General features: G+C 72.9%; 12 protein-coding genes. 4 read left to right on the top strand and 8 right to left on the bottom strand.

The window, feature by feature from the left end:
- The 3 genes from QSK34_RS04805 to QSK34_RS04795 all read right to left on the bottom strand — a co-directional run bounded on the left by QSK34_RS04805 (position 1) and on the right by QSK34_RS04795 (position 6,027).
- Positions 1 to 1,449: a purine-cytosine permease family protein gene (locus QSK34_RS04805; protein ID WP_285580306.1), complete on the bottom strand. Its 1,449-nt coding sequence runs from the start codon at positions 1,447 to 1,449 to the stop codon at positions 1 to 3.
- Between the two features lie 220 nt (positions 1,450 to 1,669).
- Complete coding sequence (locus QSK34_RS04800; RefSeq protein ID WP_285580304.1) at positions 1,670 to 5,230, bottom strand: BTAD domain-containing putative transcriptional regulator; 3,561 nt, start codon at positions 5,228 to 5,230, stop codon at positions 1,670 to 1,672.
- A gap of 89 nt (positions 5,231 to 5,319) precedes the next feature.
- A complete protein-coding gene (locus tag QSK34_RS04795) occupies positions 5,320 to 6,027 on the bottom strand; it encodes an alpha/beta fold hydrolase (protein ID WP_285580302.1) in 708 nt (235 codons plus the stop codon).
- Between the two features lie 82 nt (positions 6,028 to 6,109).
- Here QSK34_RS04795 and QSK34_RS04790 point away from each other — a divergent pair, with 82 nt between their 5' ends.
- Entirely contained in the window at positions 6,110 to 7,075 is a 966-nt protein-coding gene (locus tag QSK34_RS04790) for a helix-turn-helix transcriptional regulator (RefSeq protein ID WP_285580300.1), read from the top strand.
- 20 nt (positions 7,076 to 7,095) lie between these two features.
- On the opposite strand, the gene QSK34_RS04785 is transcribed toward QSK34_RS04790, so the two are convergent.
- Positions 7,096 to 7,503, bottom strand: coding sequence for a VOC family protein (locus tag QSK34_RS04785; RefSeq protein WP_285580299.1), 408 nt, complete (start codon positions 7,501 to 7,503; stop codon positions 7,096 to 7,098).
- A 91-nt stretch (positions 7,504 to 7,594) separates the two neighbouring features.
- Here QSK34_RS04785 and QSK34_RS04780 point away from each other — a divergent pair, with 91 nt between their 5' ends.
- Positions 7,595 to 8,647, top strand: coding sequence for a helix-turn-helix transcriptional regulator (locus QSK34_RS04780; protein WP_285580297.1), 1,053 nt, complete (start codon positions 7,595 to 7,597; stop codon positions 8,645 to 8,647).
- On the opposite strand, the gene QSK34_RS04775 is transcribed toward QSK34_RS04780, so the two are convergent.
- From QSK34_RS04775 to QSK34_RS04760, 4 genes are all read right to left on the bottom strand, one after another.
- On the bottom strand, positions 8,626 to 9,021 hold the full coding sequence (locus tag QSK34_RS04775; RefSeq protein ID WP_285580295.1) for a hypothetical protein: 396 nt from the start codon (positions 9,019 to 9,021) through the stop codon (positions 8,626 to 8,628). The genes QSK34_RS04780 and QSK34_RS04775 overlap by 22 nt on opposite strands.
- A gap of 21 nt (positions 9,022 to 9,042) precedes the next feature.
- Entirely contained in the window at positions 9,043 to 9,486 is a 444-nt protein-coding gene (locus QSK34_RS04770; RefSeq protein ID WP_161478400.1) for a DUF1707 SHOCT-like domain-containing protein, read from the bottom strand.
- Positions 9,470 to 10,159, bottom strand: a complete 690-nt coding sequence (locus QSK34_RS04765) for a phosphotransferase (protein WP_161478401.1) — start codon at positions 10,157 to 10,159, stop codon at positions 9,470 to 9,472. The genes QSK34_RS04770 and QSK34_RS04765 overlap by 17 nt, the downstream gene beginning before the upstream one ends.
- A gap of 79 nt (positions 10,160 to 10,238) precedes the next feature.
- On the bottom strand, positions 10,239 to 11,747 hold the full coding sequence (locus QSK34_RS04760) for a glycosyltransferase family 39 protein (RefSeq protein ID WP_285580292.1): 1,509 nt from the start codon (positions 11,745 to 11,747) through the stop codon (positions 10,239 to 10,241).
- Between the two features lie 335 nt (positions 11,748 to 12,082).
- Between QSK34_RS04760 and QSK34_RS04755 the strand changes: the two genes are divergently transcribed.
- Both QSK34_RS04755 and QSK34_RS04750 read left to right on the top strand, forming a co-directional pair.
- Positions 12,083 to 12,919 (top strand): ABC transporter ATP-binding protein, encoded by an 837-nt coding sequence (locus tag QSK34_RS04755; RefSeq protein ID WP_285580290.1) that lies wholly within the window; start codon positions 12,083 to 12,085, stop codon positions 12,917 to 12,919.
- Complete coding sequence (locus tag QSK34_RS04750) at positions 12,909 to 13,703, top strand: ABC transporter permease (protein WP_285580288.1); 795 nt, start codon at positions 12,909 to 12,911, stop codon at positions 13,701 to 13,703. The genes QSK34_RS04755 and QSK34_RS04750 overlap by 11 nt, the downstream gene beginning before the upstream one ends.
- Positions 13,704 to 13,730: the final 27 nt, after the last annotated feature.

Below are 13,730 nucleotides of genomic sequence, written 5' to 3'. Positions count from 1 at the left end.
TCATGGTTCGAGGGTCGCGACCGCGTGTTGCCGCTCGGCTGTCTCCGGCTTGCCCTCGGGCAGGCGCACGGCCGGCCAGTAGTAGACCTGCCGCCAGTCGGGCACCGGCTCCTGCTTCTCGCGGGGCGAGAGCAGGACGTACAGGCCGCCGGAGAGCGCGCCCGCCAGCAGGTAGCTGACGTCGTAACCGCCGGTCAGCAGCACCAGGGGGCCGGTGTAGAAGGTGCTGTCGGCGTCGAGCAGGCCGACGGCCGCGCCCGCCAGCCAGGCCAGCAGGGCGGGGCGGTTCCAGCCGCCGGTGAACCAGTAGCGCCCTCCCGTGCCGCCCTTGCGGTGCACCTGGAGGTCGCGGACGTCGTAGCCGCCCGACCGCAGGTGGCCGATGAGCGCGATGACCGCCCACGGCACCGTGACCACGGTCAGCACCACCACGAAACCGGTCACCGCGTCCTGCATCGTGTGCCGGCCGAGGAACAGCAGGCCGAGCGTCGCCGCCGCGACCAGCGTCGTGCCGGTCACCCGCGACAGGCGCGGCCACATGCCGTGCAGTTCCAGGCCCATGTTGTAGAGCGGCACCCCGGCCGCCCCCAGGCTGCCGAGCACTCCCCCGGCCAGGATGAACGGCGCGTACCAGCCGGGCGCGGCGGCCACCACGGCCGGGAGGTAGGAGTCACCGGCCCGCGCCGCGATCGCCAGGAAGGCCCCGAACAGCGCCGGGACGACCAGGCCGCAGAACAACCCGGCCGCCGTCGCCGTCATGAGCGCCCCCGGCCGGTGCCGCAATGGGGAGACGTAACGGGTGAAGTCTCCCAGCATCGTCACATAGGCCACCGGGCCGCTCAGCCCGGCCGTGACCAGGGCCAGGATCCAGGTGCCCGCCGCGCCGTCCATCACGTAGGGCCCGGCCGTCCAGGTCACGTCGAAGTCGTCCCAGAAGGCCACCACCCCGAACGTGAACGTCACCGCCATCACCGGGATCAGCCACCGGTTGAGCCTGGTCAGCACGTCGAAGCCGAACACCGCAAGGCCCGTCACCACGAGCGCGATCGCCAGGTGCACCAGCGGCTGGTCACCGCCTCCGACCACGGCGACGACGGCCTCCCCGGCGGTCCAGACGGCGACGGCGACGTACCCGAGCGACAACACCATGCCGATGGCCGAGCTCAGCAACCGTCCCCGCACGCCGAAGAACGCGCCGCTGGCGACCGTGCTGCTGGTGCCGGACCGGTAGCCCAGCAGCGCCAGCGGCGCGGCCATCAGCAGGCCGAGCACGGTGCCGGCGATCGTGGCGGTGACGACCTGCCACCAGCTCAGGCCGTAGGTGACCGGCAACCAGCCGAAGACGCTCGCGCTGAGCGACAGGTTCGAGCCGGCCAGCACCGCCGCGACGGTCCGGGGGCGGGTGGTGCGCCGGTGCTCCGGCATCGACGCGACGCCGTGCGTCTCCATGACAGGTCCCTTTCTTCGTGTCCTGCCATGAGGGTGCGCCTGCGGCGTTGTCCCGCTGTTGCCCGCGCGGCAAGCGCCGTGCAAGCGGTGCCGGTTAGACCTGGTTCACACCACTGAGCACCACATCGGGGAGATCGACATGGGCATGCCCACGCCGCGGCCGAACCGGCCGGCCGCACGCAGGACCGGCGAGGCCGAAGGGCCGCGCCGGGAGACGGACTCAGGACCCGAGCGCCACGGCGAGCACGGCCGGAACGGTGTGACCGCGGCCTGACGCCAGGGCCTCCTGGTACGCGGGCTCGCCGAGGACCTCGGCGAGGGAGGCGCGGAGCTCGCCGAGGTCCGCGCGTTCCGCCGGGGGCACCGGGGAGCCGATCGCCGTCCTGATGACGGAGGCGCCGCCGACCAGCTCGGCGGCCCTTCGGGTCTCTCCGGCCAGGTGCGCCGCCCGCGCCATGGCCTCCACGAGGCTGGCGCCCCGGCACAGGTCGCCGAGATCACGCTGGATGCGCAGCGCCGTGCGCAGGTGCGCGGCGGCCGTGGCGACCTCGCCCCGGCCGAGCGCCGTGAGGGCCAGCAGGTTCTCCGTCCACCCCTGTCCCTCGGGGAAGCCGACCTCCCCGAAGAGCCGCTCGGCCTCCCTGAGCCGCGCGGACGGGTCACGGCCGGTGTAGTGGTCGACGGCGGCCAGGTCGAGCAGGGTCCAGCCCAGGCGCTCCTTGTCGCCGAGCCCGGCGAAGATCCCGTGGGCCCGGGTGGCCCAGTCGCGGGCCTCGTCCCAGCGGGTGGCCAGCCAGCCGGCCAGCGCCATCAGTTCGAGCTGGAAGCCGACGCCCCAGGTGTCTCCGCGCGCCTCGTGGTGGCTCATGGCGCGTTCGTGGTGGGCGATGGCGTCGTCGTGACGTCCGGTCTCGCGGGCGATCTCGCCGAGCAGGCTCAGCGCGCCGGGATCCTCCTCGATCTCCAGGACCCGCTCGGCGTACCCGGTGGCCGTCGTGTAGTCGCACTGGTACGCCGTCAGCGTGGCCAGCCCGACCAGCGCCTTCGCGAGCAGGGGCGTGGGGGCCTCATCCGACAGGGTGGACTCCAGCCACTGGCGGCCCTCGGAGTAGTGGCCGCGCAGATAGAGGTAGCGCCAGGTGGCGACGGCCAGCCGGAGGGCCTGGTCGCCGGTGGCGTACCCGAGGGCGGCGCGCAGGTTGGCGTGCTCGGCCGACATCCGGTCGAGGGCGGCGACCAGGGTCGTGCCCCGCAGCCCGCGCTCGGCCTCTTCGGCCAGCGCCAGGAAGTGGGCGGCGTGCGCCCGCCTGGCCCGCTCGCCGTCGCCGAGGGTCTCGGCGGCGAACCGCCGGATCGTCTCCAGCATCCCGTAGCGCGCCCCGCCGGGGGTGACGTCGGCAGTGAGCAGGGACTTGTCCACGAGCCTGGCCAGGGTGTCGAGCACCGCCAGCTCGTCGGGGTGCCCGGCCACGGCCGCCGCCGCGGCCAGGTCGAAGCCGCCGGTGAAGACCGACAGGGCGGCCAGGAGGTCGCGTTCCTCGTCGTCGAGGAGCTGGAAACTCCACTCGCAGGCGGCCCGCAACCCCCTGTGGTGCGGCAGCGCGGTACGCGGACCGCCGGTGAGCAGGGAGAACCGGTCGTTGAGCCGGTCGGCGATCTCGGTGAGCGAGAGCACCCGCGCCCGCGCCGCGGCCAGCTCCAGGGCGAGCGGCAGGCCGTCGAGCTCGACGCAGATGCGCTCCAGCGCGGCCGCGTCCGCGGGCGAGAGGTCGGCGGACAGTCCGGCGCGTTCGAGGAACAACTCGGGGCCGTGCGCGGCGAGCGGCCGGACGGGGCGCACCACCTCTCCGGTGACGTGCAGCACCTCCCGCGAGGTGACCAGGAGGTGCACGTCGGCCGCCTTGCCCAGCAGCCAGTGCGCGAGATACGCGACCTCGGCGGCGACGTGCTCGCAGTTGTCCAGCACAAGCAGCACCCGCCGCCCGCGCAGCGCCTCGGCCAGCGCCGCCTCCAGCCCGCGCGCCCCGGTGGCGTGCACGCCCAGCGCGTCGGCGACCGCCGGGACCACGAACTCGGCGGTGGCCACCCCCGTCAGCTCGACCATCTCGACCCGGTCGAACCCCTCGCCGACCAGGGCGGCCACGGCTCCCGCCAGCCGGGTCTTGCCCACTCCCCCGGGTCCGGTCAGCGTGACCAGCCGATGCGCGGTCACCAGCTCCGACACGTGCACGAGGTCGGCGTCCCGCCCGATCAGCCGGGTCATGACGACGGGAACGGCCCGCGACAGAGCGGCGCGGGGGGTGACGGGCGGGGTCGCGGGCCTGCTCTCCACCCGTTCGGGGGCATGGCGGATCGCCATCGATCCCACGGGCGCGGCTCCGGGCCGGCGTGTTCCCCCCGACGGACGGCCACCCTGAGCAGCGGACGCCCCGACGGGGCCACGGTAGGCGAGCCGGGGCGGCGGGGCCGCGCCCGGCGCCCGCTCGGCCGAGGAACTCTCACTCCGGTAGGCCAGCCTCGGCGGCAACACCCCGCCTGGCGCCCGCGAGGGAACCGGCGAGACGGCGGGCCGAACGGCCTCCAGGGCAGCGCCGCCGACCTCCCGGGAGGGCTCAGCAGTGGACTCGCTGGCGGAATTCCTGCCGGACTCCCTGCCGGGCTCCCTGCCGGGTTGCCTGCCGGACTCCCCGCCGGGTTCCCCACCGGACTGTTTGGCGGACTCCCCGCCGGGTTCCCCACCGGACTCCCTGCCGGACTCCCTGCCGGACTCCCTGCCGGACTCCCTGCCGGACTCCCTGCCGGACTCCCTGCCGGACTCCCTGCCGGACTCCCTGCCGGACTCCCTGCCGGACTCCCTGCCGGACTCCCTGCCCGACTCCCTGCCGGGCGCCTTGGCGGGCTCACTGGCGGGCTTACCGTGATGATCAGCGGCGGTCGGGGCCGGGCCGGTCGGTTGGGCGCTGCGCGGGGGCGGTGCGGGCGGGCCGGTTCGTGGGTTCGGGCCGGTGGTCGTGGTCGTACCGGAAAGGGGTTCGCCGGAGAGGACCGCCGCTTCCAGGCGGCGGAGTTCGGGGCCGGGTTCCAGGCCCAGTTCGTCGCGGAGCACCCGCCGCACCCGCTGGTAGACGCGCAGCGCGTCGGCCTGGCGGCCGGCCAGGGCGTGGGCGGTCATGAGGAGTTCCCACAGGTGTTCGCGCAGCGGGTCCACCGTGACGAGGGCCTCCAGTTCGGCCGCCGTGGCGCGGTGGTCGCCGAGGCGGATCCTGGCGTCGAGGAGGTCCTCGGTCGCGGCCATGCGCAGTTCGCGCAGGCGGCCGGACTCGCCGTGGGCCCAGCCGTGCACCCCGCAGTCGGCCAGGGCGTCGCCGCGCCACATCGCCAGCGTGGCGGCGAGGGTGGTGGCGGCGGTCATCGCGTCGCCCGCGGCCAGGGCGGCCCGGCCGGCCGACACGCCCTGCTGGAAGCGGAAGACGTCGACCGACGACTCGGGCAGTGCCAGGCGGTAGCCGGGCGAACGGGTCTCCACGATCTCGCGGGCCCCGAGGTCGGACAGGGATCGGCGCAGATGGGAGACGTGCGCGTGCAGGGTGCGGGTCGCGGCGGGCGGCGGGTCCTCGCCGTGGAGACCGTCGATCAGGGCCTCGACGGGGACGACCCGGCCCGCCCGCAGGGCCAACAGGCCCAGGACGGCGCGGAGCCGTGACCGTGACAGGGAACTCGTACGGCCCCCCGAGGACACCTCGACGGAACCGAGCAGCGCCACCCGCATCTCCGACGCCACCTGGCGGTCTCCTTTCGTGTCGCCAGGCAATCATCGGGCATACCGGGGCGATTTCAAGTGGCGCTGCGCGGGCGACCTCAATGTCGGTGTCAGAGCAGGGCGGCGAGTTCCCTCGGCCGGGTGAGCATCGGCCAGTGGCCCGTGGGCAGTTCGGCGAACGTCCATTCGGGGGTGGCGAGGGGCGCGTACAGCGGATCGCCCGAGCCGATCATCTGGCGCACGGCCGCGAGGGGCATCGTGCAGGCGATCAGGGTCTTCGGGGTCGCCGGAATCTGTTCCGGCCGCCGCACGGACTGGGTCGCCGCGCCCCAGGGCTCAGGGGTGGCCCTGGCGCGGATCAGTGCCAGGTGCTCCTCGGTGAGGTCCGTGAACTGCCCGCCGCCCGGCTCGAACGGCGGCACGTCGAGGGCGAACCCGTCGCCGACCTGGGCGCGCCAGGCCTTCTGGGTGTCCGGGTCGTTGAAGTCGATCACGGCCAGGCCCGACGGCGGGGGCGCGGTGTCGACGTACACGACCCGGCTCAGCCGTTCCGGACGGCGGTCGGCCACCGCGGTCACCGGGACGGCGGCTCCGCTGTGCCCGACCAAAATCACGTCGTCCCAGCCCTCCATCGCCGCGATGACGTCGGCGGCGTGGGTCTCGACACCCACTTCGGCCGACGCCTCTCCGGCGCGTTCGGCCAGCCCGGTGAGGGTCACCGGCCGCACGTGGTGCCCGGCCTCGCGCAGTTCCCGCGCCACCTCCTCCCACACCCAGGCACCGAGCCAGAATCCGGGGACCAGCACATAGTTCGCCATCGTGGGCGTCCTTTCGTTCGAGGGACGGGCCGACACTAAGCTCGATACCGGACAAGATCCGCCCGGATTAAGAGAGAGATCCGTGTCACATCCGACGACCCGCGTGCTGGCGATGCTCGAGATCCTCCAGACCCATCACCGGCTCGGCGGGCGCGACCTCGCCGACCGGCTCGGCGTCGACGAGCGGACCGTGCGGCGCTACGCGGCCCGGCTCGCCGACCTCGGCGTTCCCGTGGTCGCCGAGCGCGGCAGGCACGGCGGATACCGGCTGCTGCCCGGCTACAAGCTGCCGCCCCTGATGCTCACCGACGACGAGGCGACGGCCGCCGTCCTCGGGCTGCGGGCCGCGCGACGTCTGGGCCTGGCGGCCGGGGCCGCCGACGCCGCGCTGGCCAAGATCCTCCGGGTCCTGCCGGTCCGGCTGCGCGACGAGGTCGGCGCGCTGGAGGAGACCCTCGACTTCACCCTCGCCGAACGGGTCGGCGCGACCCCGGCGAGCCGGGCCGTGCTCACGCTCGCCGCCGCCATCCGCGACCGCCGCCGCGTCACCCTCGACTACCGATCGTGGAAGGGCGAGCAGACCCGGCGCGACCTCGACGGCCACGGCCTGGTCTTCCACTCGGGCCGCTGGTACGTCACCGGGCACGACCACCGTTCCGGCGAGACCCGCACCTTCCGCGTCGACCGGATCTCCTCGGTCACGGCGGGCGAGGGCACCTACGACATCCCCGACGACGCCGACCCGGTCCGGCACGTCGTCGCGTCGCTGGCCCGGGTCCCCTACACGCACACCGTCGAGGTCGTGCTGCACGTGCCGCCCGCCGAGGCCGCGCGTCGCATCCCGCCGTCCGTCGCCGAACTCACCGCCACCCCCGGCGGGACGCTGATGACCATGCGCGCCGAGTCCCTCGACGGCGCCGCCACCATGCTCGCCGGCCTGGGCCACCCCTTCACGATCGTCGCCCCGCCCGAGCTGCGCGCCGCCGTCCGCCGTCTCGCCGCGTCCCTGCTCGAACGATCGCAGGAACCGCCGGCGGACGCGGAGTAGGCCACCCGAGCAGGACGACCTCATCCGTCCGTGCGGCCGAACTTCTCGATCGCCGCCGGGGTGACGGGGGTGAAGAAGTTGACCAGGTTGCCGTCGGGGTCGCGGAACAGCAGCGACCGGTTGCCCCAGGGCATCGTGGTCGGTTCGGCGACGAAGCCCGGGACGAGGCCGATCAGGTTCTGGTGGACGAGGTCCACGTCGCCGACGAGGAACTCGATGATCACGCTGTGGTTGTCCGCCGGTCGGGCGGAGCCGGGGGCGAACAGCGGGACGGTGCGGGTGCCGGCGATGGCGAGGGTGGCGCCCGAGGTCCTGAGTTCGGCGAAGTCGTCGGTGGCCCACGTCGCCCGCGCCCCCGTGGCCTTCTCGTAGAACCCGACGAGGCGCGCCACGTCGGCGGTGATGATGCGGATCGAGACGAAGTCCATGGATGTCTCCTCGGTCGGTGGAAACGTGCACGTCGGAGGCTAGGAGAGATAGTGGACAGAACCGGTCCTGTATCCGCGTTAGCCTGACGAGATGCCCCGACCCACCGGCCGCGTGCTGACGCTCCTGGAGTTGCTGCAGTCGGGCGGCACCCGGACCGTGGCCGAACTCGCCGACCGGCTCGGCGTCCAGGGACGCACCGTGCGGCGTTACGTGGACCAGCTGATCGACCTGGACGTGCCCGTGGAGTCGGTGCGCGGCCGCTACGGCGGTTACCGGCTCGCCCCCGGCTACCGCCTGCCCCCGCTCATGCTCACCGACGACGAGGCGCTGGCCGTCCTGCTCGGCTTGGTCGCCGGCCGCCGGGCGGGGTTGACGACGGCCGAGCGCACGGCGGGCGAGACGGCGTCGGCGAAGATCCGGCGGGTGCTGCCCAGGCACCTCGCCCGCCGGCTCGGCCCGCTCCTGGAGGCTCTCGCCTTCACCGACGAGCCCGGCGAGTTCGCCACCCCGGACGCCGAGGTCCTGCTCACCCTCGCCGACGCGGTGCGCCACCGCCGACCGGTCTCGATCCGCTACACCGACCGGGAGGGACGCCGAAGCGAACGCACGCTGCACGCGTACGGGATCGTCTCCCATGCGGGCCGGTGGTACGTCACGGGCGACGACGTCCGGATCGGCGCGGAGCGAAGCCTGCGGCTCGATCGCATCGAGGACGTGCGGGCCCTGCCCGGCTCGTTCGAGGCGCCCGCGGATGCCGATCCGGCACGACGGTTGTTGTCGGCGTTCGCCACGGCCGATCACCGGCATGAGGTGACCCTGCGCGTCCACGGGACGGTCGGGCGGATCCGCGCCCGCCTTCCCCCCGGCGTCGCGGGCCTGGAGGAGCACGAGCCCACGAGCGAGCGGTGGCGGCGCGTCGACCTGCGGGTGGAGCGGCTCGACTGGCTGCCTCCCCTCCTCGCCTCACTCGACCGGCCGTTCGTCGTCGAGCGCCCCGGCGAACTGCGCGACCTCGTCATCGCGCTCGCCGACCGCCTCACGTCCTACGCCCGCCAGGACGGGGAAGCGGCCGCCGAGCCCGGCGAGGTCGAGCAGCCTGGTCATCTGCCGGGTGGGGCGGGTCAGTCCCTGCCGGGGTCCTGATCATCGCCGGGCAATTGCGCCAGACTCTCCATGATGACCGCGGCCTCCCTGCGCCAGGTCGTCTCGAGGTCGTCGCCGCAGGCCGCGGCGAGGGCTTCCACCAGATGATGGATGACCAGCGTCGAAGCGACGAACAGAGCGGGCGGCCCCATGCCCAGTGTCGGCCCGCTGAGATCCCGGGTGATGAGGTCGAGGTCGCCGGACAGCCGGTCCAGGTCCTCGGGCGTCTTGATCTGCACCTCCAGACTGATCACGCTCAGTACGGCAGGCACCTTCTCGGCCACCAGGCCATCGAATCGCCGTCCTTCCTCGGGGGTGAAACTCTTCCAGCCGCGCATCACGCCCGGATGCCCCCGTTGCCGCCGTTCACGCACGACACCACTGCGGATTTACCGTCAGGAACGCGCGCTCCGCTTGGAGGCGGTGACGGCGTAGCTGACGGCGAGCAGCACCAGGCCCGGCGGGATGATGACCCACATCGGCCAGAAGTAGATGAGTTCGCGCTCGGTGAAGCTGAGCAGGACCCAGATGACCAGGTTGAGGGCGACCTTGGCGGCCCAGGCGATCCAGACGACCTTGAGCCAGCGGGGTAACGCGCCCGTCGCCACCACCGGCGCCTTCGTCTGGGTGGCGGTGACGGTGGGCGTCGTGGCCGGGGCGCTGGGGAGGTCCACGAAGAGCTTGTCGAGGTCGCCGAAGGTGACCGAGGCGTAGGCGCGGCTCATGCGGTCGTTGTACTCGTCGAGGCTGAGGCGGCCCTCGTCCACGGCGGCCAGCAGGTGGGCGACCGCGGCCTCGCGATCGCCATCGGAAACCCGGACGTCACGTCGATCTGCCATTGACTGCCTCCTCGAGGGTCGTGTGTTCGCGGGCGAGGAGGCGGTCGATGGCGGCCGTCTCCGCGTTGTCGGCGTTTCGGTCGGTACGGCGGCGGTCCGCCATAACGGTCAGGTAGGGCCGGGCCGCCTCGCGGTCGACGCGGTCGAGGAAGGCCGCCAGCATGAGATCCCGGCTGCGGCGCAGCCCGGGGTCCACGTAGCCCGACGCGAGGGCCAGCCAGGTGGCGGCGATGTCGGCGGCGGAGGCGCCCCGGCGGGCGGTGGCCCAGTCGATGACGCGGGGTCCGTCGCCCGTGAGCAGGACGTTGTGCGGGTGCAGGTCGAGGTGGAGCAGGTGGTTGCCGGCGCAGGCGGCGGGGAGCCAGCCGGGGGCGCGGACGGCGGACAATTTCTTGAGCAGGTCGGCGAGGAGCCTGCCGTGATCGCAGACCCGGCGCGGGTGGGCGGCGGCGTCCTGGTAGAGGCTCGGGCCGTCGAGGCGCTCCATCAGGATGTCGGGGCCGTCGGCGTCGTAGACCTGCGGCGCGGGGAAGCCGCCACGGCTGGCGTGGCGCATGACGGACGCCTCGCGCTCCAGGCTCCGGCCGTCTTTGGCCCGCCGGATGACCTTGCCCGCACCGGCCTCGTAGATGTCGCAGTCGCGCCCCGACCCGATCAGGCAACCTACGCGCATGGTAGCCAGGCTAAGGGTTTCGGCGCCGCGATAGGCGGGCGTCCCGGTGACATCTTCTCACCGCTCGTCGGTGCCGTCATCAGGTCGTCCGGAGGCTCGGCCAGAGGGCGGACCAGGGGACGGGAGCGGGGCCGCAGATCCGGATGACGTTCTCGCTGACCTGGTTGTCGATGTCGTGGCCGATGTCGACCGGGCCGACGAGCCGGCAGTCGGTGAACCGGGCGGGGATGCGGCGGTTCGCGGCGACGTGGACGAGCAGGACGGGGCCGTCGGCGCCGTCCGGAGGCGGGCCCCAGTCGGCGTAGCTCATGTGTCCCGAATAGGCGGCGGGCAGGCCGTGCTCGGGGCCGTACCGCGCGATCGCGGCGGCCTCGCCGTAGTTCTGGGCGAAGATGACGGCGCGGGCGCGGTCGGCCTCGGGGATCCCGTTCCACGCGTCCGCGACCGACCTGACGAACTCCGGCCAGCCGATCTGCTCCCCCACCTCGGCGTTCAACGCGTTCGGGAACCTCGCGGCGGCGGGCGGCAGGACCGGGAGCCCGATGACGACGTTGACGGCGGCCGCGACCGCGATGCCCGCGACGAGGACACGCGGACGGACCCGGCCGACGACGGGCGCCACCCCGGCCGCCATCGAGACCATCAGCAGCGGCAGGACGTAGTACGACTTGCCCCCGGTGAACTGCACGACGGCGACCAGCAACACGGTCGCCACGGGGATCAGCCGGGCCCAGCGGACCGACGGGTCGCGCCACAGGCGGACCAGGCCGGCCACCCAGATCGGGAGGAACAGCGGGGAGAGCTGCGCGATCAGCAGCGGGAGGAGCATCACGCGGTCGTCCGCGCCGTCCTCGCTGATGCCGGCCGCGACCGCGAACTGCGGCCAGCCGTTCGCGGCGCTCCAGATCAGGTTGGGCGCGGCGATGACCAGGGCGATGAGCGCGCCGATCGGCAACCAGCGGGTGCGCAGCACGTCTCTGGGCCCGACCAGCAGGAGCGCCAGGAACAGGGTCACCACCAGCAGCCCCAGCAGCTGCTTGTTCTCCATGCCGACGCCGACCGCGACGCCGATCGCCACGAACCAGCGGCCGTCGCCGGTGCGGAGCAGGCGCAGCACCAGCAGGCTGATCACCAGCCAGGCGAGCATGTCGAAGGTCGCGGTGGCCAGCAAGTGGCCCAGGCCCAGCACGATCCCGGAGGCGGCCGCGCAGCAGGCGGCGACGGACTGCACCCGGCGGTCGCCGCCGAGTTCGCGGGCGATCAGGGCGACGGTCACGACCGAGGCCACGCAGAGGATCGTGGCGACGACGCGGAGCGCGGCCGGGGTGTCGCCGAGCAGCGCGGTGCTCGCGCGGGCGAGCAGGGGGGTCAGCGGCGGCTGGTCGACGTAGCCCCAGTCGGGGTGATCGCCGGCGACCATGAAGTAGAGCTCGTCGCGGTGGAATCCGTACCGGCCGGACAAGGCGGTCAGCAGGACCGCGAGCGACGCCGCGACGGCGGCGATCGGGCCCGCCGCGACGGATGGCAGCCCCCTGAGGCGGCCGTCGCCTTCCTCCCGCGACTTCGTGTCAGAGCGTTCGATGGCCACCCGGAGATTCTGACATCAACCGGTCAATATGAACAGCGGTTTCCTGTCAATTGAGAATGGCCGTTTTCGCAGGTCAGCCTGCCCGGAATGGGCCGGACGCGGCGCCGGGCGCAACCCCTGTCTTTGTGCCGCCGGCGCGTAGGGGTGACCCCTGCCGGAGACCGGCCGCCCGCCGTTGGCCGGTTCTCCATGGCCACTTCCTGCCAATAGCGGCCGGGCCCGCCGCCGCTACTGTAGCGGTAACTCGATTTCTTCGACCAAATTCGAATTATCAAATTCGCGGGCCCGCGAAAAGCAACCGTCTTTTCGAGGTGAATAATCAAGGAGGTGACACGTTGCTGCAAGCCATCGATCTTGTCAAGCGATACGGCCCGGTCCTGGCGCTGGACGGATTCAGCCTGAGTGTGGCGGCCGGTGAGATCGTCGGGCTGGTCGGGCACAACGGCGCGGGCAAGACGACCTTCGTGGAGATCGTGTCGTACCTGATCCGTCAGGACGGCGGTCACGTGACCATCGACGGACGTCCGCCGTCGGCGAGCAGGGGGCGGGTGGGCGTCGCGCCGCAGCACATCGCGCTCTATCCGTCCGTCACCGTGCGCGAGCACCTCACCCTGTTCGGCAAGCTCGCGGGGCTGCGCCGGGCCGCGCTGGACAGCGCGATCGAGGAGCTGACCGTCGCGCTGAGGCTCGGCGCGTTCATCGACCGCAGGACGGCGGCGCTTTCCGGCGGGCAGCAGCGGCGGGTCCAGGCGGCCACCGCGCTGATCAACCGGCCCGGCCTGCTGCTGCTGGACGAACCGACCGCGGGCGCCGACCTGGAGACCCGCGAGGCGATGCTCGACGTCGTCAAGCAGCGCGCCGGCGACGGCGCGGCCATCGTCTACACCACGCACTACCTGCCCGAACTGGTCGAGTTGCAGGCCACCATCGCGGTCGCCCGCAACGGGAAGATCATCGCGCGGGGCACCTACGACGAGCTGGTCGACGGTCTGCCCGGGGAGGTGCGGCTGATCCACGACAACGAGGAGGAGGTCCGCGTCTCCACCACGCAGCCGGCCGCCACCCTGATCGACCTGCTGGGCCGCGCCGAGCGGCCGATCAGCACGATCGAGGTCCACAACCCCTCCTTGGACGACCTCTACCGATCCCTGGCGGTCAGCGATGCTCCTTGACACCGGCTACCGCCCCGGGCCGGCCGCAGCCCTGCGCGAATCCATGTACCGGATCCGCGCGCTGGCGAACAACAACACGCTCATCCGGCTCCGCGACCCCGGCCAGACGATCAGCTACGTGGTCATGCCGATGGTCCTGATGCTGGTCCTGAAGCCGCTCTACGTACGGGCGGTCGAGGGCGGCACCACCAAGGTGGTGACCGGGCTGCTGGTCATGTTCTCGGTGTTCGCGATCTCCATCGCGGGCAACGCGATCCTGGCCGAGCGCACCTGGAAGACCTGGGACCGGCTGCGGGTGAGCCGGGCGCCGGCCGCCGAGCTGCTGATCGGCAAGACCCTGCCGATCTACGTGGTGATGGTCGCGCAGCAGACCATCCTGCTGGTGTACGGCTGCCTCGTCATCGGCCTGCCCATCCCGGGCAACGTCCCGCTGGTCCTGGGGGCCATCCTGCTCTGGGCGTTCACGCTGCTGGCGATCGGCGCGCTGCTGGCCGCCATCGTGCGCAGCCACGGCGAGCTCAGCGTGATCACGGACGTGGGCGCGCTGACGCTCAGCTCGCTCGGCGGGGCGCTGGTGCCGCTGAGCCTGATGCCGGAGTGGGCGCAGGTCGCCGCGCAGGCGTCCCCCGGCTACTGGGCCCTGGAGATGTTGCAGGCCGCGGTCTCCGGCGACGCGGCCGGAGTCGTGCGGCCCGCGGCGATCCTGCTGGGGATCGCGCTGGTCTGCGGTGTGTTCGCGATTCGCCGGCTCACCCGCGGCTGGGGCCGCGGCGGGCTGCTCTAGAAGACGGCCGGCACAAACCAACCAACG

It is taken from the genome of Herbidospora sp. NBRC 101105 (assembly GCF_030269205.1).
In the GTDB taxonomy this organism is placed as follows: domain Bacteria; phylum Actinomycetota; class Actinomycetes; order Streptosporangiales; family Streptosporangiaceae; genus Herbidospora; species Herbidospora solisilvae.
The sequence above is the reverse complement of the archived record's forward strand: the minus strand, read 5'-3'. Positions and strand labels throughout refer to the sequence as shown.

What these genes read in the sequence shown, in the direction of transcription:
- QSK34_RS04805 (WP_285580306.1), bottom strand. Translation starts at nt 1,449, where the DNA reads ATGGAGACGCACGGCGTCGCGTCGATGCCGGAGCACCGGCGCACCACC.
- QSK34_RS04795 (WP_285580302.1), bottom strand. Translation starts at nt 6,027, where the DNA reads ATGGCGAACTATGTGCTGGTCCCCGGATTCTGGCTCGGTGCCTGGGTG.
- QSK34_RS04785 (WP_285580299.1), bottom strand. Translation starts at nt 7,503, where the DNA reads ATGGACTTCGTCTCGATCCGCATCATCACCGCCGACGTGGCGCGCCTC.
- QSK34_RS04780 (WP_285580297.1), top strand. Translation starts at nt 7,595, where the DNA reads ATGCCCCGACCCACCGGCCGCGTGCTGACGCTCCTGGAGTTGCTGCAG.
- QSK34_RS04770 (WP_161478400.1), bottom strand. Translation starts at nt 9,486, where the DNA reads ATGGCAGATCGACGTGACGTCCGGGTTTCCGATGGCGATCGCGAGGCC.
- QSK34_RS04765 (WP_161478401.1), bottom strand. Translation starts at nt 10,159, where the DNA reads ATGCGCGTAGGTTGCCTGATCGGGTCGGGGCGCGACTGCGACATCTAC.
- QSK34_RS04750 (WP_285580288.1), top strand. Translation starts at nt 12,909, where the DNA reads ATGCTCCTTGACACCGGCTACCGCCCCGGGCCGGCCGCAGCCCTGCGC.